Raw genomic sequence first — 20,265 nt, 5'->3', positions numbered from 1 at the left:
ATGATCCAAAAACCATCATTTAGAACATATATTCCATGATGATTACCTCGAGTGAATAACGCTGAACATCGATAACCTACACCACTCCTCTTTCTGAACACGTAACGTTCAGGCTGTAGAGACAAGGGGCTATAACAATGGATACCAGGCAAAAACGCTACAACATGAAGTACGTCATCCTTTGCTGTACCGTCGCGGCATTTGGCGGACTGTTAATGGGTTATGACTCTTCTATCATCTCCGGTGCAATTGAACCATTAAGCGAATACTTCCAGCTGACGCCCGCAGAGACCGGTTGGGCCGTTTCGAATATTCTGCTCGGCAGTTTAGTGGGTTGTTTTATTGCCCCGCGCCTGAGCGATAAATTAGGCCGTAAAAAGTCCCTCGCTATCACCGCATTACTGTTTACCGTTTCGGTGATCGGCACCGCCATCGCACACAACTTCACCGTGTTCGTGCTGTTCCGAATGATTGGTGGATTAGCCATTGGTCTGGCTTCGGTGATCTCCCCCATCTATCTGGCTGAACTGTCACCGTCGAAATTTCGTGGCCGCACCACCGCGCTCTATGCAGTGTGCTGTGTGGGCGGCCAGTCGGTAGTGTTGCTGACGAACTACTTCATCACCAAGTCCATGCTGCCAGAAGCGATGATAGCCATGGGCTGGCGTTACATCCTGGCCACCGCATTGGTGCCTTGTGCGCTGTTTATTTTCTTCATCGCTTTTATTCCAGAGTCACCACGCTGGAACGTGCTGAAGGGAAAATACAATGAAGCACTGGATACCCTGACCAAAATCTCCAACCGCGAACATGCCGAAAGCGTGTTCAATGAAATTAAACACTCCTTCTCTGAGAAGACCGCGCAGCAGCATAAAGCGCGCCTGCGTCTGGATAAAACCACCATCCCATTACTGGTGATCGGTATTGGTCTGGCCGTGGGTAACCAGATCAGCGGCATCAACGTGATTCAGTATTTTGGTCCAACGTTGCTGAAAAACGTCGCGGGCAGTACTGATTCGGCCCTGCTGCAAACCTTCTGGCTGTCGATTTGTCAGTTCATTGGCGTGCTGGCGGGCATGATGCTGATTGATAAGATAGGTCGTCGTAAACTGCTGTTGCTGGGCGCGATCACCTCTTGTGTCTGCCTTGCTTACTCGTTTATCGCCTTCTTCTATCATCTGCCGGGTTTACTGGCGGTGGTGGGTCTGTTCGCATATATGATTTTCTTTGGCATGACCTGGGGTCAGATTGTCTGGACGGTGCTGGGCGAAATCTTCCCGACGGAGATTCGTTCGATTTGCGTGGGAATTTCCATCTGTGCGATGTCGCTGGCGAACTTTGTCATCAGCAGCACCTTCCCAATTATGAACAGCAGCCCGATGTTACTGGATCTGTTCCACGGCGGCTTCCCGCTGCTGCTGTTCGCGATTTTCTCGCTGGGTATGTACTTCTTCACCTTCCGCTATCTGCCAGAAACAGCCGGCGTATCGCTGGAGAAAATCCACGGCTTAGTGCTGGAGAAGTTTAACGTCGATGCGGAGTTGCCGCAGAGCACCACCAGCAGCAAGGCCAGCGAGTCGTTTGATATCCCACGGCATTGATTGCGCAATCCAATTAATTCACCGCGCGCTCATACTGCTCGATCACCGCCAGCGCCAAACCGTTGGCGGGATCAATACGCTGCGGCAGGAAATGCAGCTGAGTATGGCTAAAGGTAAATGCCAATGTGCCATTCTGTGCCGCTTGCTGCACCGCCTGCACAAAAGCAGGATGCGCATTCCACGGCCCATCAATAATAATACTGGCCGGATTCACCAACTGCATCACATGACTGAGTGCGTGTCCCACATGATGACCGGTTAACGCCATCACCTCATCAACGATCTGCGGTTCACTCGCCGCGTTTTGCCAGCGCAAACCGGTTTTACGTTGTCCTAACTGCTGCTGGATCGCCGGATGGCTGACCAGCGTTTCCAGACAGCCTAACCGACCACAGCTACAGCGCAGACCTTGTGGCTGCACCTGCATGTGCCCAATCTCACCGGCGGTCCAGCTGCCGCCGACAAACACTTCCCCTTGCTCAACCAATGCGCCGCCGACACCTTCGCCAATGCGCAGGTAGAAATGGCTTTGTGATTTATCCAGGTCAAGCTGCTGCACCGAGAGCAGCGCCGCCGCTTTCACGTTGTGCATAATGCGCAGCGGCAAAGTGGTGGCACAGCTCAGCGGTGTGAGTACATCAACATCCTGCCAGTCAAGGTGGGCAGAAAAGTGCACCCAACCACGCTGGGGATCGATGATGCCGGGGAAACCCACGGCGATGCCCAATAGCTCGGGATGAGCAGCGTGCAGTGTCTGGCACACTTCCGCCAACTCCTGCAGCAGCAGCGCAGGGTCGGCCGTGTTGGAGTGCCAGGTCTGTTCGGCAATCACCTGAGAGTAATAGTCGCAGACCCGCCAGTGAATGGCGTTGCGCTCCACCATGATGCCAGCATTTTTCAGCTTTTCTGCGCGCAGCTCTATCTCGATTTTTGGCCGCCCGGCGGCAGCCACGCTCACCGGACCGAGCTCATTGATCAGCCCTTGCGCCAATAAATCATCGACAATTAGGGAAACGGTGTTTTTGCTGAGCTGAAGCGCGAGTGCCAGATCCTGGCGAGAGGTGATGCGGGTGGTACGCAGTTGCGTCATCACCCGCTTAAGATTGTTGAGTCGCAGTAACGCGGGACCTTTACCGGCTGCTTTCATTGCGCGCTTACCTAATCAATACTCATCGCCGCGCACGCGGCTACGGTAGCTTTCCCAGTCGAAACGTACCCACAAACTGGTGCCAAGGCGCATACGGTCCATCACGCGTTCGCCCAGCAATCCGTTCATCCCAGCAGGATCAAGATTGGACAGCATGCCGGTGGGCCGTTTTGAAGAAGAACGACGATCAACAATCTGGTTAATGATCACTTTTTCATAGCGTGACTCACTCTGCATGCCGATCTCATCGATCACCAGCAGATCCACATGGCTGAGATCCTGCAGCAGACGCTCTTCAGTAATATCACTGCCGCCACTGAAGGTGCCTTTCATGCTCGACATCAAATCGGCCACAGTCACAATCAGCACGCTTTTGCCACGCAGGATGAGATCGTTACCAATGGCCGCCGCCAGATGGTTTTTACCGGTGCCGGGACGGCCAGAGAACACAAAACTGGCGATGCTGTTGTCGAATCCGGCGGCATATTCCCGCGCCAAAGCCAGCGCCTTGCGCTGGCCATCGTTCTCAACGCGGTAGTTGTCGAACGAGCAGTTCATATGCAGTTCACGGATACCGGAACGCCCCATGATGCGCTGCATTTTCATGGCGCGGTTTTCCCGCACGATGGCTTCAGATCGCAGACGGCCCTGCTCCTGATTCCACGCCAGCAGCTCTTTACCGTTTTTAAATTTCGGTTGCACATCCGCAGGCATAAATTTTTTCAGGCGACTGAAAAGATCGTTCGGCGTTTTCATCACTCACCTCGGAATCCATCGGGAATATCGTAATTGGTATTGCTGACCTGAGTTACGTCACGCTTCGGCTGTCCGCCGTTGGCCGCACGGTTCATCTGCACGCTGCGCGCCAGTTTCTGCTGCCACTGCACATGATGAAACAGTCGGCCTTCCGCCTGCCAGTAAGCAACAAAAGTCGCCAACTCGGCAGCCGTCACCGGCTCGCTGAGTGCGATGCCCCAAATGGCGGCCTGGCGCTGAAAATCCTGATCGGGCTGCCAGCCCTGATACAGGGCGAATTTCCCCACCGGCGTACTGATCGGCGCGGCATCGGTATGAAACAGGCTGTCATCCAGGGTGACATCATTCGGCTGCTGCGCGGCGGCTTCCAGCGCCAGCAAGTGCGCCAGGCGCTGCGGCGTAATGGCATAAAATGCCGGCGCATTGTTGTGCAACACCGCCAGCACACCGTTATCGGCCTGCTGCAACACGGCAAGCGGATCCTGGCAAAAGCCATCCAGCCCCACCAGCGTTGAAGATAAGATTTTAACTGACATGAAGAAACCTGACGTTGACTAACCTGAAGTATTTAGCGTACAGCTTCGGCACTAAGCGGCCAGTGTACCTGTTTTAATGCGACGGATCGCGCAGGAATTAGAAGCTGGCGCTGACGCCGAGGCTGTAAATAAACTGTTCACCGCTGATCACCGCACCGGTCTGAGAGAAAGAAGCAAAGGCCGCCAGATTTTGCCCCAACGGGACATTCGCGCCCACGCTCACATCCACCCAGCGGCTCTCCTGATTGATTTCTTCAGGGCGATCGCGCGTGGCTAGCGGGTTATCGTAGTTCAATTGATGGCTATAGCTAACCTGTGCCCAGGGTGAAATCCAGCCAAGTGTGGAATCAACGCGCCAGCCCAGTGACGCCACATGCCCGGCGTTGTTGCCATCAACAAATTCGCACTTCGGGCAACTCAGATGGGAGTCATCTACGGCAAATTGCGCCACCGGTCCGGTGCTGACCGTCTGGCTCATTGGCATTTGCCAGCCCGCTGAATAGCGATTAGCGAAAGGCGCATTACCCACGCTGGCCGTTTCACTGTGCAGCACCATTGCGCCCTCATCCGGTGAATTCAGCACGGCATCCATCAAGCTGATGTCGTTATTTTCTGTCAACATCAGGCGATTACTGGAAATCTTTTCCGCCAGTATCGCGTTGTAATCCGGCACATTATCCCCGCTGGCCTGGCCCCAGGCATTGGCAGACATGGCCGTAAATAACAGCCACACACCGCCAAAAGCCAGCATGCGAATGTGCTGGCCTGTCCGCTGACTTTTCTGCAACATGAAAGACTCCTGACGAGCCAGAAAGGGATCGGGTTTTAAGGTTATGGATACCTGTCATCATCTGCCGTGCAGCCAACGCAACTGCTCCACGAAAAATGACAGGTATATTATCGGCACCCTTTGATTAACTATTAATCGATTCTGAGATACGTCAAGAGATTAACAGCTTTTTCCTCATGCTAAGGGAGTGATGCAATGCAACGTTGTGGCTGGGTAACACAGGATCCGCTCTATCTGGCGTACCACGATAACGAGTGGGGCGTACCGCAAACTGATAAGCGTGCCTTATTTGAGATGATCTGCCTTGAGGGACAACAGGCTGGATTGTCCTGGATCACCGTGCTGAAAAAACGTGAAAACTACCGCCGCGCCTTCCATGAGTTTGACCCCCATGCTGTCGCCCGGATGGATGAGGCTGATATGCAACGTTTGCTGCAGGATAGCGGGCTGATTCGCCATCGCGGCAAACTGGAAGCGATAATCAATAATGCGCGTGCGATGCTGGCGCTGGAGGCTGAGGGCGTAGACTTTTCAGGCTTTATCTGGGCATTTGTCGATAACCAGCCGATTTTACACCGTTTCGCGGATTATAAACTGGCCCCTACCACCTCTGAGCCTGCCATTGCGCTATCTAAAGCGCTAAAGAAGCGTGGTTTTAAATTCGTCGGCCCCACAACCTGCCACTCTTTTTTGCAGGCCTGTGGCTTGATCAACGATCATCAAACCAGCTGTTTCTGCCATCCCGATAATCTTTAACGCAAATCTTTACATTTTAAGACTGGGCCTCACGTATTTCCCCATTATTGAACGGCATAATAACCCCGTTTGGGGCATTTTCCCCGTTTGACTTTGTGAGGGATTTCCAATGAATAAGCGTGTTTTGGCGCTGGCCTTGTTACTGAGCGGCAGCGTGGCGCTGTCGGGTTGTACCACCAATCCTTATACCGGCGAATCACAGGCCGGTAAATCGGGCATCGGCGCGGGCCTGGGTGCCGTGCTGGGTGCGGGCGTGGGTGTGTTGTCATCCTCGAAGAAAGATCGCGGTAAAGGGGCACTGATTGGTGCCGCATCCGGTGCCGCACTGGGCGGCGGTGTTGGTTATTACATGGATGTGCAGGAAGCGAAACTGCGCGATAAAATGCGCGGTACTGGCGTCAGCGTAACGCGCCAGGGCGATAATATCGTGCTGAATATGCCGAACAACGTGACCTTTGACTCGAACAGCAGCAACTTAAAACCGGCAGGCGCCAACACCCTGACGGGCGTGGCGATGGTCCTCAAAGAGTATCCAAAAACCGCCGTGAATGTGGTGGGCTTCACCGACAGCACCGGCACACGTGCGCTGAATATGAAATTGTCACAGCAGCGTGCGGAAAGCGTGGCCAGCGGTCTGATTCTGCAAGGTGTGGCGCAGAACCGTCTGCGTACGCAAGGCATGGGCCCGGATAATCCAGTTGCCAGCAACAGCACAGAAGCCGGTAAAGCACAAAACCGTCGTGTCGAGATTACGCTCAGTCCGCTGGGCTAATTCTGTCGCCGGTCTGCTACTGCAGATCGGCGTTTGTGCGCTTTTTTGCGCGGTATTTAGCGCTTTTTGTGTAAGAAAACGCTCAATAATCGTCAACCGATAGAGCCGAAAAATACTTTATGCTAGCGTGATCAAAAATTGATCAGTGGAACATCTCATCATGTCGCTAAAAGCCATTGCTGCGGCCCTCGGCCTCTCTGTTACTACCGTGAGTCGTGCGCTAAATGGCTATGATGATGTGGCGGAAGCCACGCGCAAACGGATTGAAGATGAAGCCACCTCGCGCGGCTATCGCCCTAATGATGCTGCCCGTCGCTTAAAAACCGGCCGAGCCAACGCCATTGGCTTGGTCTTTCCCGTCAGCACCGCCTCCCTCAATGACAGCTACTACAGCGAAATGCTGCAAACACTCGATCAGCGCCTGGCGCTGCATGAAATCGACCTGATGATTCTGCCGGACAAGCCGCACGATCAGCACCGTACTGTCATGCGTATGTTGCGCAGCGGCTCGCTGGACGCGCTGATTTTGACGCACACCCTGCCGCACGATCTGCGCCTGGAACGCCTGCAACAAAAGGGGTATCGCTTTCTGACGCTGGGTCGCAGCCAACTCCCACAGCCTTACGCATGGTTCGATTACGACAACCATGCAGGCACCCTGTTAGCTGCAGAACACTGCCTGCAGCAGGGATGGACGCGTCTCGCCTATCTCGGGGGCGACGAACCCTTTACCTACATTATCGATCGTCGCCAGGGCTTTGTGGATGCGTTCACCCAGCACCAGCCCTCCATTGCGCCTACCATGCTGGCGGCGCTGCCCGTCACCCGACGCTCGGGTTATCAGCAAACGCAGCGCTGGCTGTCGCAGGACATCGCACCTCAGGCAATCATCACCGATTGCGCGCCGCTGGGCGAAGGCGCGGCGATTGCGCTGCAACAGGCCGGACGCCTGAGCGGCTCACGAGCGATTCCGCTGTTTGTTTATGACGGCCTGCCGCACGACTCGATTATTGACGAACCCGTGAACGCCATTCTGCAATTATCGCAACAGCGCATTGGCGAACGCGTGGCAGAGATGGTGCTGCAACTGCTCGAAGGTGCGCCCCTCGAGACCCTGCAAACACTGTGGCAACCGATGCTGCGCCTCACTTCTGACGCACAATGATTGCGTGACGCCTGCGCTGTGGTAGTCTTCGCCTGATTGAATTATTCAGGTATCCGCAATGAAAACCAGGCCGCCACGAGCCACAATCAGTGACGTTGCCCGTACGGCAAAAACCGGTAAAACCAGCGTTTCCCGCTACCTCAATGGCGAAGTGAATGTGCTCTCGCCCGATCTCAAAGCACGTATTGAACAGGCCATCGCCGATCTTGATTATCGTCCAAGCCAGATGGCACGCGGCCTGAAGCGCGGACGCACGCGCCTGATTGGCCTGATTATTGCGGATATCACCAACCCCTACTCGGTGGATGTGTTGAGCGGCATTGAAGCAGCCTGCCGTGCGCAGGGCTTCACCCTGCTGATGTGTAACACCAACAACGAAGTCGACCGTGAGCAGTATTACCTGCAACTGCTGAGCAGCTATCAGGTCGAGGGGATTGTGGTGAATGCCGTCGGTATGCACGAAGAAGTGCTGAAACGCCTGCAGCAGTCGATGCTGCCCATGGTGCTGATTGACCGCAAAATCCCTGACTTTGCCTGCGATGTGGTGGGCCTGAATAACCCTGAAGCGTCGCATATTGCCACGCAGCATCTGTTGGATAATGGCTATGATGCCCTGCTGTTCCTCAGCGAACCACTCGGTAGCGTCAACACCCGTCGTGAACGTCTGGCTGCGTTTCATGACACCTGCAAAACACGCGCGCACGTCTTGGCTGAAAACGCCGAAGTGCCGCTACATCAACCAGAACAAATGGAAAGCGTATTGCGCGCCTTCCAGCAACGTCATCAAGAGAAGCGCTGCGCCGTCATTGCCGCCAACGGTGCATTGACGCTGCAGGTGGCGCGCGCTTTACAGCGCCTGGAACTGCGCTGGGGCGAAACCATCGGGCTGCTGGGCTTTGATGAGCTGGAGTGGGCCGCACTGGCAGGTGTCGGGATTACCACCCTGAAACAGCCCACCTGGCAAATTGGCTATGCCGCGCTGGAACAAGTGATTGCGCGTATTGATGGCAATGAACAGCCGATCAGCGAGCAGGTTTTCTCCGGTGAATTGATTGTGCGCGGCTCCAGCCAGCCGCTGCGCTAAGTCCCCTCCCTTTGGCTCACTTCGTGAGCAGGATCATAAATCCGCACTCTGTGGCTTTCTTTTGGAACCGGTTCCATTTAGGTTTTTATCATGATGTTTGTAGGGTGCGTGTTCAGACGCAATGGCCTCAAGGAGAATCGAAAATGGCACATCCGGAAATTATCGTGGTCACCGCCGCTTACGGCACACAAAAAGTCGCGGAACTGGGCGGGCAAACGGCACTGCTGCCAATGATTAAAGCCGCGGGCGCAGATGGTGTAGAAATCCGTCGCGAACTGTTCAGCGAAGACGATTTGCTGCGTTTGCACACGCTAAACAAGGCATTGGCTGAGCAGCAACTCAGCGCCAGTTACTCGGTACCCGAGGCGTTGTGGTTAGAAGATGGCACGTTGAACCCGCGCCTGGCCCAGTTCTTGTTAGAAGCCGAACAGATCGGTGCCAAGCGGCTTAAAATCGCCCTCGGCCATTTCGTCGGCCTCTCTGATCCGCAGTTGGTTGAGGTGCTGGCGGCATCGCCGGTGACGCTGGTGGTCGAAAATGATCAAACGCCTGACAGCAAACTCGCGCCGATGGTGAACTTCTTCCATCGCGCCTGTGATGCGGCGTTACCGCTGGATATGACTTTCGACATGGCTAACTGGGTGTGGACAGGTGAAGACGCTCTGCAAGCCGCAGAACAGCTGAGCCGCTACGTCAGCTACATCCATGTTAAGGCCGCCGTACCGCACGGTGAGACGTTCCGCGCCATCGCGCTGGATGAAACCGACGGAAGCTGGCGACCGCTGCTCAGTGCACTGCCAAAAGATGCGCCGCGCGGCATTGAGTTCCCGCTGGAAGGCGCAGATCTGCTGGCGGTAACCCGTCACTACGTTGATCTGCTGCGTGCGGTGTAAGGAGTCGACCATGAAGCGACTTGATGTGGTGACGATAGGCGAAGCGATGGCGATGTTTATCGCGCAACAGGCGGGCGATCTCGCAGCGGCTGACCACTTCGTTAAACGCATTGCCGGCGCGGAACTGAATGTCGCGATCGGGCTTGCGCGATTGGGCTTGCAGGTCGGTTGGGTCAGCCGCGTCGGCGACGACAGCTTCGGACGCTTTACCTTGCAGCAGTTGGCGAAAGAGAATGTCGATCATCACTGTGTGACCACGGATGCGCGCTACCGCACCGGTTTTCAGCTCAAGTCGCGCGTTGATGACGGTTCAGACCCTGAAGTGGAGTATTTCCGCCAGGGCTCTGCCGCCAGCCATCTGTCACCCGATGATTTCGACGCCGATTATTTCGGGAGTGCACGCCATCTGCATCTGAGTGGCGTGGCCGCCGCGATCTCCGCCAGTTCACTGGAACTGAGCAAACATGCTGCCAAGGAGATGCGCGTACGCGGTAAAACCATCTCCTTTGATCCCAATCTGCGCCCGGTGCTGTGGCGCAGTGAAGAAGAGATGCGCAAGCAACTGAATGGGCTGGCAGAGTACGCAGACTGGGTGCTGCCAGGCGAGAAAGAGGGGCAGATCCTCACCGGCTATCGCCAGCCGGAAGCTATCGCTGATTTCTATCTTGATAAAGGCGTGCGTGCCGTGGTGATCAAAACCGGCTGCGACGGTGCCTGGTACAAAACCGCTGAGGGCGAAAAAGGCTCGGTCGCGCCGATTCTGGTCGAGAACGTGGTGGATACCGTTGGTGCAGGCGATGGTTTTGCCGTCGGGCTGATTAGCGCACTGCTGGAAGGTCAATCACTGCCGCAGGCGATTCTGCGTGGCAATAAAATCGGCTCGCTGGCGATTCAGGTCGCGGGCGACAGCGAAGGGCTGCCCACGCGCGCGGCTCTGGGGGATTATTAATCACCGGTCGCCATAAGTGCGTACCTGACTAATCCTTCTGTCTCTACACCCAAAATAATTCGAATCCCCTCATGGGGCCTACTCTTGGTTCAGGAAGGCGGCAAGTGCATGAATCCTCGGGAGCTTACTGGAGTAAGTGACAGAGGAGAATGCACGTAGCCAACGCACCTGAAATTTGAAGTATGAAGGGTATACAACACTATTCCGAGGCACATCCATTGAATGTGCCCGCCTCAAAACAGAGGAGTCACCCATGAAATCGCAGACAATCGCGCCAAAACGCTGGTGGTTTATCATGCCCATCGTGTTTATCACCTACAGTCTGGCGTATCTGGACCGGGCGAACTTTAGTTTCGCCTCTGCCGCAGGGATTAATGACGATCTCGGCATCACCAAAGGCATGTCATCGCTGCTGGGTGCCCTGTTCTTCCTTGGCTACTTCTTCTTCCAAATCCCCGGCGCGATGTATGCCGAACGCCGCAGCGTGAAGAAGCTGATCTTCTGGTGCCTGATTTTATGGGGCGGCTGCGCCTCTTTAACCGGCGTGGTGAGCAATATCCCGATGCTGGCTGCCATCCGTTTTGTGCTCGGCGTGGTTGAGGCTGCGGTGATGCCGGCGATGCTGATTTACATCAGCAACTGGTTCACTAAATCAGAACGTTCACGAGCTAATACCTTCCTGATCCTCGGCAACCCGGTCACAGTGCTGTGGATGTCGGTGGTGTCTGGCTATCTGATTAACGCTTTCGGTTGGCGCGAGATGTTCATCTTCGAGGGCATTCCCGCCGTGATTTGGGCGGTGGCCTGGTGGTTCCTGGTGCAGGACAAACCCACACAGGCCAAATGGATGAGCGACGAAGAGAAATCGGCGTTGCAGGCACAGTTGCAGAAAGAGCAGGAGAGCATCAAAGCGGTACGCAACTATGGCGAGGCGTTCCGTAATCGCAACGTGATTATTCTGTGCATGCAATATTTTGCCTGGAGCATCGGCGTGTACGGTTTCGTGCTGTGGCTGCCGTCCATTTTGCGTAACGGTACGCAGATGGGTATGGTGGAAGCCGGTTGGCTTTCTGCGGTGCCATATCTGGTCGCCACTGTCGCGATGGTGGTGGTGTCCTGGGCATCGGATAAAACACAAAATCGTAAGCTGTTTGTCTGGCCGCTGCTGCTGATTGGTGCGCTGGCGTTCCTCGGTTCGTATCTGGTGGGTTCCAGCAACTTCTGGCTCTCCTATACGCTGCTGGTGATTGCTGGAGGTGCCATGTACGCGCCATACGGTCCGTTCTTTGCCATCATTCCTGAGATGTTGCCACGTAACGTCTCAGGCGGTGCCATGGCCCTGATCAACAGCATGGGTGCGCTCGGTTCCTTTATCGGTTCCTGGATTGTGGGCTATCTTAATGGCGCGACCGGCAGCCCCGCCGCTTCCTACATTTTCATGGGTGCCGCGCTGCTGGTTTCGGTATGGCTGACGTTGATTGTCAAACCGGCTGAGAACAAAACATCGCCGATTCATGGCGCAAAGCACGCGTAAGGATGTGCCTTAGCGCGTCCATTGCCACGGGAGGCCTGAAGGCCTCCCCGACACATTTTGAGGGAGATATGATGAAACCTGCTGTGATTCTGTATAAGAGCCTGCCCGATGACCTGCGCGCGAAGCTCGATGCCCATTTTACCGTGACCGAAGTGAATAACGTTGCGCCAGAAACCGTGCAGCAACACGCGGCGCAATTTGCTGAAGCGCAGGGTTTGCTGGGTTCCGGCGGGAAAGTGAATGGCGATCTGCTGGCGGCGATGCCCGCGTTGCGTGCCTGCTCGACGGTGTCGGTGGGATACGACAACTTTGACGTCGAGGCACTAAACCAACGCAAAGTGCTGCTGATGCACACCCCGACCGTGCTGACTGAAACCGTGGCCGATACCATGATGGCGCTGGTGCTGAGCACCGCCCGCCGTGTGACGGAATTGGATAAATGGGTCAAAGCGGGCGAATGGAAGAAGAGCATCGGCCCGGAATATTACGGCACCGATGTGCATCACAAAACCCTCGGCATTCTCGGCATGGGCCGCATCGGTCTGGCGCTGGCACAGCGTGCGCACTTTGGCTTCGGCATGAACATTCTCTATAACGCTCGTCGTCAGCATGAAGAGGCGGAAACGCGTTTCGGCGCGCGCGCCTGTGACCTGGAAACACTGCTGAAAGAGAGCGATTTTGTCTGCATCAGCCTGCCGCTGACCGAACAGACGCACCACATGATCGGCGCAGCACAGCTTAAGCAGATGAAATCCAGCGCGATTCTGATTAACGCAGGCCGTGGTCCGGTAGTGGATGAACAGGCGCTGACCGCCGCACTGAAGGACGGCACCATTCATGCTGCGGGTCTGGACGTGTTTGAAGTAGAGCCGGTTCCCGCCAATGCGGAACTGCTCAAGCTGCCGAACGTGGTGGCCCTGCCGCACATCGGTTCTGCCACCCATGAAACGCGCTACGGTATGGCACGTGATGCGGTGGATAATCTGATTGCCGCACTGAGCGGCAAAGTCGAGAAAAACTGCGTTAACCCACAGATCCAAGGTTAAGCCCGCTGCTTTAGCCATTGCGCCTGCCCGCTGCGGGCGCTATGGTGGTTGCCCATTCCCGATCACAATGTTTTAACTTCCTATGTCCTTTTCTCAGTTCGGCGACAAATTTACTCAACATTCCGGCATCTCACGTCTGATGGAAGACATGGGTGAAGGCCTGCGCACGCCTGGCACCATTATGCTTGGCGGCGGCAACCCGGCGCAGATCCCGGCCATCAATGATTACTTTAATCAGCTGCTCCAGCAGATGCATCAGGACGGCAAGCTGAGCGAAGCGCTGTGCAATTACGATGGCCCGCGTGGCAAAGCGTTGCTGCTGGATTCACTGGCGAAGATGCTGCGGGAGGAGCTGGGCTGGCCGATTACGGCACAGAACATTGCGCTCACCAACGGCAGCCAGAGTGCGTTTTTCTACCTGTTTAACCTGTTCGCGGGTCGTCGCGCTGACGGCAGTAAAAAACGTGTGCTGTTCCCATTAGCGCCGGAGTATCTCGGATATGCCGATGCGGGATTAGAAGAGGATCTGTTCGTTTCCGCCAAACCGAACATCGAGTTACTGCCAGAAGGCCAGTTTAAGTACCACGTCGATTTCGAGCACCTGCCGCTGAACGATGATGTGGGCTTGATTTGCGTGTCGCGTCCGACCAACCCAACTGGCAACGTGATCACCGATGACGAACTGATGCAACTGGATGCGCTGGCGCAGCAACACGGCGTGCCGCTACTGATTGATAACGCCTACGGTGTCCCTTTCCCCGGCATCATCTTTAGCGAAGCGCGTCCGCTGTGGAACCCGAATACCATTCTGTGCATGAGCCTGTCGAAACTCGGACTGCCTGGCGCACGTTGCGGCATTATCGTCGCCGATGAGAACACCATCAGCGCCATTGGCAACATGAACGGCATTATCAGCTTAGCACCCGGCAGCATTGGTCCGGCGATCGCCAATGAGATGATTGCGCGTGGTGATTTGCTGCGTCTGTCAGAAGAGGTGATCAAGCCGTTCTATCAGTCCAAGGTGAGCGAGACGATTGCGATTCTGCGTCGCTATCTGCCGGAAGACCGCTGCTTGATCCACAAACCTGAAGGGGCGATTTTCCTCTGGCTGTGGTTCCGCGATTTGCCGATCAGCACCGAAGCGCTGTATCAACGCCTGAAGGCACGCGGCGTGTTGATGGTGCCAGGTCACTTCTTCTTCCCTGGTCTGGAACAAGCGTGGCCGCATACCCATCAGTGTATGCGCATGAACTATGTGCCGGATGCAGAGAAGATTGAACGCGCGGTACAGATTCTGGCGGAAGAGCTGGATAAGCTTTAAAGGCTGCTTAATCCGCTGTTAACGACAGCTGGCACCACTGTGCCAGCTGTTTGATCGCCTCTTCCACTTCAGCATTCCAGCCAAACCCGGCGTTGAGTCGGAAACAGTGATCGTAGCGGTGGTCAGTGGCGAAGATATGCCCCGGCGCAATGCCGATCCCCGCGTTGCGCGCTTTTAGAAACAGAGCGCGCACGTTTAACGCCTGCATCGGCATCTCCACCCACAATACGTACCCGCCCTCCGGCTCTGATACGCGCGTGCCCGCCGGGAAATAGCGCAGCACCGCCTGGCGCATATGGTGGATTTGATTCTTCAGCTCACGGCGCAGTTTGCGCAGGTGCGCATCGTAGCCGCCACTGCGCAGCAGTTCGGCAATCGCCGCCTGTGAAAGTACCGAGGTGCCCATGCTGGTGGTGTACTTCAGTGAGGCAATCTTGCGCATGTAGTTGCTGCTGTGCACCCAGCCAATGCGAATGCCGGGTGCCACGGTTTTTGAAAAGCCGCTGCACAGGATGGCATTTGGGCTGAAAGCGCGCATCGGGAACGGACGCCGCTCGCCAAACGCGGTGTCACCAAAGATATCGTCCTCGATAATCACCACATCGTTTTCATCAGCCTGACGCGCGATGTAGGCCTTCTGCTCGTTGGGAATGCTTTTGCCCAGCGGATTATTGATGTTGTTGATGGTGAGATACGCCTGCACCGCTTTGCGCTGGAACAACGCCGTAAGCTTGGAGACGTTAACGTAGCCCTCAGGCCCAGCTTCAACTTCAATCACCCGCAGGTTGAGGTTGTGCAGCATCTGTAACAGCACAAAGTAGCAAGGTGACTCCACCGCCACGATGTCACCAGGACGCGTGGTGGCGCGCAAAGCGAGTGAAATGGCTTCGATGCAGCCATTGGTGATCAGGATGTCATCCGCGCTGATATTGCAGCCATAATCCACTGCGCGTCGGGCGATTTCTGCCTTGAGTGGCGCATAGCCGGTGCCTTTCACCGTGTTACCCAACAGTGCCGGTTTGCTGTAACCCATCTGACGCATCAGCAGGCCAATTTTCTTAACCGGATAGAGGGAAATATCGCCGTTCGCCAGATCCAGCCTGACGCGACAATCGGAGCCCAGCATCGCCAGATGCAGTTCGGTTTGCTCATCCAGCGGCGCCACTTCGCGCGGCTGTTCGCTGTTAAGTGGCACAGGCAGTGACTTTTCCACTTTACGCGGCGCAACAAAAAAACCGGACTTAGGACGCGCCACAGCGTAGTGCTCATCCTCCAGCGTGCGTAATGTTTTCAACGCGGTGGTCATGCTGACACTGTACTGTGTGGCCAGCGTACGCACTGAAGGTAAACGGCTGTCCGGCGGCAGCGATCCGCTGTGAATGGCTTGTTTTATCTGCTCTGCGATCTGACGGTAACGACTACTCTGACTCTCCTGTTCACTCGCTCCAGCCGCCATCTGTTCCACCCCATATCGTACACATCTGTGCGTATCCCTCAGATTACATTCAAAGTACTTTAGGTTGCATCTGTTAATTCAGCTTCAGACATTCATTGCGTTTCCTTTTCCCGTGGTTTGCCGCCAGCACGGCAAACGCGTTTTTAATCGCCAAAGGATGAAGTCAAAAAATGAATAATCTGCCCACCATGATGAGAGAAATAGAAGGCTACCTGACACCCGCCATTATCGATTCTGCTCAACGCTGCTCTCGCCGTTTACTCGATGCCCTACCCGATAGTGAAAATCCTGCTCGCAACCGCGTGCTGCTTGCGTATGGCGGCGGTAAAGACAGCAGCTACATGGTGGCCTATGTGCGTTACATTCAGGGGCTGATCTGGCAACAGCAGGGCAGCACCTTCCAGCTCCGTATCAGCACTAACCGTCACGCGGCGATGAATGACAGCGTGATGGAGAATATTGACCGCGTGTACCGCGCTTTGCGCATCCACAACGATGATTTTACCGAGTGCCTGGTGACCGATGGCTTGCAGATCCGCGCTTTCGATCGCCACTTACCGATGCCCGACAGCGTGCGCCAGCAGAATCGCAACGATGTGCTGATGAATGGCCACCGTTTTCGCGCCGATGCACGTTCCACCTTCTGCAACGCCTGCAACCTCAGTATGGTGAACTCCTTTGGCCTGGCGGCGCACTACGCGGGCGGCGTCGATGTGATCATCACCGGTGATTCCCCACAGGAGCAGACCGCCTACCTCGCCTGGGCGCGCCACTTGTCACGCCTGTTTGATGCGCCTGTGGCGGATAAATCACGCGGCTTTAGCGGTTTCCTGCAAACCCTGGATGGCGTGGCAGAGCGCTATTTTGCCGATATCTACGGTGCCGATCAGGTCACGCCTGCGCATCGCATTACCTGGCAGCTTGAGCGCGATCCCCTGTTCTTCAATATCTACCAGGACACCGCCTATGAAGCCGGTGCGCACTGGGCCCTGCTCACTGAATTCATGCATTTCCGCTTTGATGAACTGATGTTCAGCTTCTCCGAATCGGACTGCGGCAACCCGACGTTAATGGCACATATTCGCGGTCTGCGTGCGGAGACGCTGATGCAGCGCAGCTACGCCGAAGGCATTCGCGAATATGTGCGCTTTGCCCTCGGCTTGATGGAGAAGAAAGATTTCCCGCCGCAGCTGATCAGCGAAATGGCCGCGCGTTATCAGGACGATGCAGCGATAGAACGGGCGCGTGAGCGTGCCGCCCGCTTTGCTGAACAGGCTTTTGGCCTGAATGAGACACAGTTGGTGTGCATGATCTATTCGCCGTTTATCGCGCAGGGCCACCAGCTCAATGCCTGGTTACAGCAGTTAACCGATGCACCAGATGAGCAGGCGGTGCGTGCGCTGCTCAGCAGTGACAGTGATGACGTGCTGCTGGCTCAGCAGTTGGAACGGCTTTCGGGTCTGACGATTGCGCAAATGCGCCAGTGCTGGCGCAGCGCACAGGTCAACACCTTGCTGGACGGAACGCGTGGTGATGCGCTGTCGCGCGTGCTGCGTTTCGATCCACATAAAGCCGTGATTCAGGTCAACAACGGTGCCTTGCAAGACATCGTTACGGAAGTGATCTCCGGGCGTTAACCCGGTAAGGCGACGCGATGAGAAAGATTTTCCTGCAGATTGGTGCCACCCGTGACGGACAAAATCCCTATTGCGCGGTGGCAAAACGTGAAGGCTATTTTACCGTGCTGGCAGAGATGGGCGACTTCGTCGACTACCAGAGCCTTAGCCTTCAGCTCCCGTTCGATCTGATTGTGCGTCTCGATCGCCCGGAAAATCCGTGGGATGTGTTGCAGGCATGCCTGCGGGCCGGGTTACTGGAACACCCTCAGGTGGTACTGGCAGGCTTCGAAGCCTACAACGCCAGCGCCGGTCGCGTGCGTGAGTTGCTGGCCGGGCCGGATGCCGGTCCCTGTTTTATTCCACCGGACAAATATGCGCAGCGCATGGCGTTACGCAAAGCCTGGCCGCGCTTTCCCCAGCCGGAGTTCCGCTTCTTCGCCTCGCCGCTCAGTATTCGTGACGCGCGTGATGCGCTGCTTTACCCCTGCGTGATCAAACCGGTTGATGGGGGCGGCGGGCTGGGTATCTGGTTAGTAGAAGAACCCAGCCAGCTGGATGCCGCCGTCGCCAAGCTGGTGGAAACCATGAACTACGGCGGACGCGGCTTTAGCGGCTTTATTGTCGAGAGCTGGCTGGCGGGCGATGAATACTCGCTGCAGGGCGTGGTGGATAACGGTCATGCGGTGGCGCTGACCTGCTGTCAGAAGGTGATCGAGCACCAGATTGATGAGGAAGGCAGTATCAGCTTCTACGAATCCGGCCATGTTGCTATGGCAGCGCAACAGCTGCCTGCCGCCTTTGCCAGCCTGATGAGCTTCTGCTGCGAAACCTTTGGCTATCGCCAGGGCGCATTCCACATCGACTTCATCATGGTAAACGGTGAGCCGCACTTCCTCGAAATGGGCTTCCGCTTATCAGGCATGGGGGTGGTGAACCTGGTGGAAGAGGTTACCGGCATCAACTGGGCAGAAGTGGCGTTCCAGATTGAAGCCGGGCGCGGTTTACCCGCTTTGCACTTCCCGCCACAGCCGCAAGCGATTGGACGTTTGCGTTTGCGCCAGCGTCTCCAGCATGACGCCGCCGAGCGCTGGATTGCACAGCATCAGCGCGGGCAGCTCCTGCCGCCGCTGAATCTGCCGGTGCTGGAGGTGTCGTCCCGCTCTTCGCTGTATGCCGATCTCACCCGCCATGCCGGGATTCTCGCCACCTTCCGTCTCACCGCCAGCAGCCGTGATGAGGTACTGGCGGTGTTCAACCATATTCTCGCGGTGCCGACCTTAGCCACACGGAGAGATTTACTATGTGCAGAATGATTGTGGCTCACGGCCAGTTCGACGCCGCCGCGGTGCTGGATGCCGCGCGCGCCATGAGTTGTGGGGAAACCGCCACGCATGAAGGTCCGATTAAGCAGCATCCTAACGGCTGGGGCTGTTTATGGCTGGAACAGGGGCACATTCGCACCCTGCACGGCACCGGCACCTTCGCCGATGCCTTACCGGGCATTGATGTTGATCGCCTGCGCCACTGCCGTTTTCTGGCGGTGCATGTGCGTCATGCCACGTTGAGCAAAAATCAGGGCATCGAATTCTCTCATCCGCTGTGGCGAACCAGTGGCGCCACACAGTGGCACATGATGCATAACGGTTTTTTGCCCACGGTGTATGCCCAGCTTGGCATGGCAGAATCCCGCTTCGACTCCGCCGAATACCTTGAGTACATGGTCGAACAGGCCACGCCAGCCGATTTCACCCGCGACTACCTGCGCGACAAAATGGCGCGCGTCGCACCGGGGGGCAGCGCCGCCAATGCGATTTTCGTTACGCGAGAGAAAGCCTGGGCGTGGCAGTGGCATCCTGAAGATACGCCTTATCCCAACTATTTCACGCTGCACCACCTGCATCACAACAACACCACAATTATCGCTTCTGAACCTATTCCAGCACTGGGCGCGGCGTCTGACTGGCGTCGTATGCACAACCATGAACTTTATGAATTTCCATTGGGGGAGTGATCAGCATGGCCATTTTCAATCAGATACGCGTTATCAATCCGAAGATGTTTGTCGAAAGCGCCTGGCTGGATGACATCGTCACCGCTCGTGTGCCATTGCTGGTGTTGCGAAATTTTCTCACGCCAGACGTGCGCGAAGCGGTAGTGGATGATTTGCAGCAGTGCCGCGAGCAGGTTCGCGTATCGCACTATCCCAATGGCGCGCTGACTACACTTGGCCCTTATCTGGCCAAACACACCCGCGAGCCGGAAAATTACTTCACCGAGCTGCGCGATATTCAGCCTGCGTTGCCGCCATCACTGCACTGCCTGCGCGACCAGGTTTACAACTGGGTTAAGCACTCATTGCGCCTGGATAGCCTGCAAACCGCCAGCGAACCCGATCTGGGCCACTATGCCGGTTCCATCGTGCGCTTCCACGCCAACGGCGTCGCCAATCCACTGCATAACGACAATATCGTGCGCGATGCCGCTGGCAGTGGTCTGGCGGTGACGCAGATTCTGCATCAGCTGAGCTGTGTGGTCTGTTTGCAGGAGTGCAACGCGGGCGGTGAACTGCGCATCTTCAACAAGAAGTGGCAGCCGGTTGATGAACGTTTCAAAACCCAGGGCGAACTCGGCTATCAGAGCGGCGTGGTAGAAGACAGCGAAGTGTGCGAATTCTCTCCGCGCAGCGGCGATATCTATCTGTTTAACCCGGCGTTTTATCACGAGATTGATCGCGTGGAAGGCGACACGCGAATCACCTTGGGCTTCTTCTTTGGCCTGACCGACAAAAAAATGAAGCACGCCATTGCCTGGAGTTAACGCCAGGCCTTCGACGAGGAAAA

Annotated in this window: 19 protein-coding genes; 14 read left to right on the top strand and 5 right to left on the bottom strand. The window is 56.0% G+C overall.

Annotated elements, in window-relative coordinates; all coding sequences use genetic code 11:
* The first annotated feature begins 137 nt into the window (after window positions 1-137).
* Window positions 138-1,601 (top strand): sugar porter family MFS transporter, encoded by a 1,464-nt coding sequence (locus ACPUC8_RS18240; RefSeq protein ID WP_058973197.1) that lies wholly within the window; start codon window positions 138-140, stop codon window positions 1,599-1,601.
* 13 nt (window positions 1,602-1,614) lie between these two features.
* On the opposite strand, the gene ACPUC8_RS18235 is transcribed toward ACPUC8_RS18240, so the two are convergent.
* From ACPUC8_RS18235 to ACPUC8_RS18220, 4 genes are all read right to left on the bottom strand, one after another.
* Window positions 1,615-2,748, bottom strand: a complete 1,134-nt coding sequence (locus tag ACPUC8_RS18235; RefSeq protein ID WP_039332079.1) for an ROK family protein — start codon at window positions 2,746-2,748, stop codon at window positions 1,615-1,617.
* A 15-nt stretch (window positions 2,749-2,763) separates the two neighbouring features.
* Window positions 2,764-3,504: a replicative helicase loader DnaC gene (gene dnaC / locus ACPUC8_RS18230; RefSeq protein ID WP_039332076.1), complete on the bottom strand. Its 741-nt coding sequence runs from the start codon at window positions 3,502-3,504 to the stop codon at window positions 2,764-2,766.
* A complete protein-coding gene (dnaT, locus tag ACPUC8_RS18225; RefSeq protein WP_039332074.1) occupies window positions 3,504-4,040 on the bottom strand; it encodes a primosomal protein DnaT in 537 nt (178 codons plus the stop codon). Before dnaT ends, dnaC begins: the two co-directional genes overlap by 1 nt.
* 97 nt (window positions 4,041-4,137) lie before the next feature.
* Entirely contained in the window at window positions 4,138-4,830 is a 693-nt protein-coding gene (locus ACPUC8_RS18220; protein WP_494926947.1) for an autotransporter, read from the bottom strand.
* A 195-nt stretch (window positions 4,831-5,025) separates the two neighbouring features.
* On the opposite strand from ACPUC8_RS18220, the gene ACPUC8_RS18215 reads away from it, so the two are divergent.
* The 9 genes from ACPUC8_RS18215 to ACPUC8_RS18175 all read left to right on the top strand — a co-directional run bounded on the left by ACPUC8_RS18215 (window position 5,026) and on the right by ACPUC8_RS18175 (window position 14,350).
* Entirely contained in the window at window positions 5,026-5,586 is a 561-nt protein-coding gene (locus tag ACPUC8_RS18215; protein ID WP_039332070.1) for a DNA-3-methyladenine glycosylase I, read from the top strand.
* Window positions 5,587-5,695: 109 nt separating this feature from the next.
* Window positions 5,696-6,358, top strand: coding sequence for an OmpA family lipoprotein (locus tag ACPUC8_RS18210; protein WP_039332068.1), 663 nt, complete (start codon window positions 5,696-5,698; stop codon window positions 6,356-6,358).
* A 160-nt stretch (window positions 6,359-6,518) separates the two neighbouring features.
* The gene (locus ACPUC8_RS18205) at window positions 6,519-7,523 is read left to right on the top strand and encodes a LacI family DNA-binding transcriptional regulator (protein WP_494926946.1); all 1,005 of its coding nucleotides are present in this window, start codon (window positions 6,519-6,521) and stop codon (window positions 7,521-7,523) included.
* Between the two features lie 58 nt (window positions 7,524-7,581).
* Window positions 7,582-8,607: a LacI family DNA-binding transcriptional regulator gene (locus ACPUC8_RS18200; RefSeq protein ID WP_058973193.1), complete on the top strand. Its 1,026-nt coding sequence runs from the start codon at window positions 7,582-7,584 to the stop codon at window positions 8,605-8,607.
* A gap of 143 nt (window positions 8,608-8,750) precedes the next feature.
* On the top strand, window positions 8,751-9,500 hold the full coding sequence (locus tag ACPUC8_RS18195; RefSeq protein ID WP_039332061.1) for a sugar phosphate isomerase/epimerase family protein: 750 nt from the start codon (window positions 8,751-8,753) through the stop codon (window positions 9,498-9,500).
* A 10-nt stretch (window positions 9,501-9,510) separates the two neighbouring features.
* A complete protein-coding gene (locus ACPUC8_RS18190) occupies window positions 9,511-10,449 on the top strand; it encodes a sugar kinase (RefSeq protein ID WP_494926945.1) in 939 nt (312 codons plus the stop codon).
* Window positions 10,450-10,702: 253 nt separating this feature from the next.
* Window positions 10,703-11,983 carry an MFS transporter gene (locus ACPUC8_RS18185; RefSeq protein ID WP_494926944.1) on the top strand — a complete coding sequence of 427 codons (1,281 nt, stop codon included), beginning with the start codon at window positions 10,703-10,705 and terminating at the stop codon, window positions 11,981-11,983.
* Between the two features lie 71 nt (window positions 11,984-12,054).
* Window positions 12,055-13,029, top strand: coding sequence for a glyoxylate/hydroxypyruvate reductase GhrB (gene ghrB, locus ACPUC8_RS18180; protein WP_039332054.1), 975 nt, complete (start codon window positions 12,055-12,057; stop codon window positions 13,027-13,029).
* 82 nt (window positions 13,030-13,111) lie between these two features.
* Entirely contained in the window at window positions 13,112-14,350 is a 1,239-nt protein-coding gene (locus ACPUC8_RS18175; protein ID WP_039332052.1) for a valine--pyruvate transaminase, read from the top strand.
* Window positions 14,351-14,357: 7 nt separating this feature from the next.
* On the opposite strand, the gene ACPUC8_RS18170 is transcribed toward ACPUC8_RS18175, so the two are convergent.
* Window positions 14,358-15,806, bottom strand: coding sequence for an aminotransferase-like domain-containing protein (locus ACPUC8_RS18170; protein ID WP_494926943.1), 1,449 nt, complete (start codon window positions 15,804-15,806; stop codon window positions 14,358-14,360).
* Between the two features lie 170 nt (window positions 15,807-15,976).
* Between ACPUC8_RS18170 and ACPUC8_RS18165 the strand changes: the two genes are divergently transcribed.
* From ACPUC8_RS18165 to ACPUC8_RS18150, 4 genes are read left to right on the top strand one after another with little or no spacing between them, the layout of a single operon-like run.
* Window positions 15,977-17,443, top strand: coding sequence for a hypothetical protein (locus ACPUC8_RS18165; RefSeq protein WP_039332048.1), 1,467 nt, complete (start codon window positions 15,977-15,979; stop codon window positions 17,441-17,443).
* Between the two features lie 17 nt (window positions 17,444-17,460).
* Window positions 17,461-18,738, top strand: coding sequence for an ATP-grasp domain-containing protein (locus ACPUC8_RS18160; RefSeq protein WP_494926942.1), 1,278 nt, complete (start codon window positions 17,461-17,463; stop codon window positions 18,736-18,738).
* Entirely contained in the window at window positions 18,726-19,436 is a 711-nt protein-coding gene (locus tag ACPUC8_RS18155; protein WP_058973173.1) for a class II glutamine amidotransferase, read from the top strand. The genes ACPUC8_RS18160 and ACPUC8_RS18155 overlap by 13 nt, the downstream gene beginning before the upstream one ends.
* A gap of 5 nt (window positions 19,437-19,441) precedes the next feature.
* The gene (locus ACPUC8_RS18150) at window positions 19,442-20,242 is read left to right on the top strand and encodes a 2OG-Fe(II)-dependent halogenase WelO5 family protein (RefSeq protein ID WP_494926941.1); all 801 of its coding nucleotides are present in this window, start codon (window positions 19,442-19,444) and stop codon (window positions 20,240-20,242) included.
* The last annotated feature ends 23 nt before the right edge of the window (window positions 20,243-20,265 follow it).

The sequence above is a fragment of the Pantoea sp. CFCC18177 genome (genome assembly GCF_059412425.1).
This window is presented reverse-complemented; position numbering and strand designations above follow the sequence as displayed.

Excerpts from the sequence above, each read along its gene's own strand:
- ACPUC8_RS18240 (WP_058973197.1), top strand. The coding sequence starts at position 138 with ATGGATACCAGGCAAAAACGCTACAACATGAAGTACGTCATCCTTTGC.
- ACPUC8_RS18175 (WP_039332052.1), top strand. The coding sequence starts at position 13,112 with ATGTCCTTTTCTCAGTTCGGCGACAAATTTACTCAACATTCCGGCATC.
- dnaT (WP_039332074.1), bottom strand. The coding sequence starts at position 4,040 with ATGTCAGTTAAAATCTTATCTTCAACGCTGGTGGGGCTGGATGGCTTT.
- ACPUC8_RS18220 (WP_494926947.1), bottom strand. The coding sequence starts at position 4,830 with ATGTTGCAGAAAAGTCAGCGGACAGGCCAGCACATTCGCATGCTGGCT.
- dnaC (WP_039332076.1), bottom strand. The coding sequence starts at position 3,504 with ATGAAAACGCCGAACGATCTTTTCAGTCGCCTGAAAAAATTTATGCCT.
- ACPUC8_RS18185 (WP_494926944.1), top strand. The coding sequence starts at position 10,703 with ATGAAATCGCAGACAATCGCGCCAAAACGCTGGTGGTTTATCATGCCC.
- ACPUC8_RS18215 (WP_039332070.1), top strand. The coding sequence starts at position 5,026 with ATGCAACGTTGTGGCTGGGTAACACAGGATCCGCTCTATCTGGCGTAC.
- ACPUC8_RS18150 (WP_494926941.1), top strand. The coding sequence starts at position 19,442 with ATGGCCATTTTCAATCAGATACGCGTTATCAATCCGAAGATGTTTGTC.
- ACPUC8_RS18200 (WP_058973193.1), top strand. The coding sequence starts at position 7,582 with ATGAAAACCAGGCCGCCACGAGCCACAATCAGTGACGTTGCCCGTACG.
- ACPUC8_RS18210 (WP_039332068.1), top strand. The coding sequence starts at position 5,696 with ATGAATAAGCGTGTTTTGGCGCTGGCCTTGTTACTGAGCGGCAGCGTG.
- ACPUC8_RS18155 (WP_058973173.1), top strand. The coding sequence starts at position 18,726 with ATGTGCAGAATGATTGTGGCTCACGGCCAGTTCGACGCCGCCGCGGTG.
- ACPUC8_RS18165 (WP_039332048.1), top strand. The coding sequence starts at position 15,977 with ATGAATAATCTGCCCACCATGATGAGAGAAATAGAAGGCTACCTGACA.
- ACPUC8_RS18190 (WP_494926945.1), top strand. The coding sequence starts at position 9,511 with ATGAAGCGACTTGATGTGGTGACGATAGGCGAAGCGATGGCGATGTTT.
- ACPUC8_RS18205 (WP_494926946.1), top strand. The coding sequence starts at position 6,519 with ATGTCGCTAAAAGCCATTGCTGCGGCCCTCGGCCTCTCTGTTACTACC.
- ACPUC8_RS18235 (WP_039332079.1), bottom strand. The coding sequence starts at position 2,748 with ATGAAAGCAGCCGGTAAAGGTCCCGCGTTACTGCGACTCAACAATCTT.
- ACPUC8_RS18170 (WP_494926943.1), bottom strand. The coding sequence starts at position 15,806 with ATGGCGGCTGGAGCGAGTGAACAGGAGAGTCAGAGTAGTCGTTACCGT.
- ACPUC8_RS18160 (WP_494926942.1), top strand. The coding sequence starts at position 17,461 with ATGAGAAAGATTTTCCTGCAGATTGGTGCCACCCGTGACGGACAAAAT.
- ghrB (WP_039332054.1), top strand. The coding sequence starts at position 12,055 with ATGAAACCTGCTGTGATTCTGTATAAGAGCCTGCCCGATGACCTGCGC.
- ACPUC8_RS18195 (WP_039332061.1), top strand. The coding sequence starts at position 8,751 with ATGGCACATCCGGAAATTATCGTGGTCACCGCCGCTTACGGCACACAA.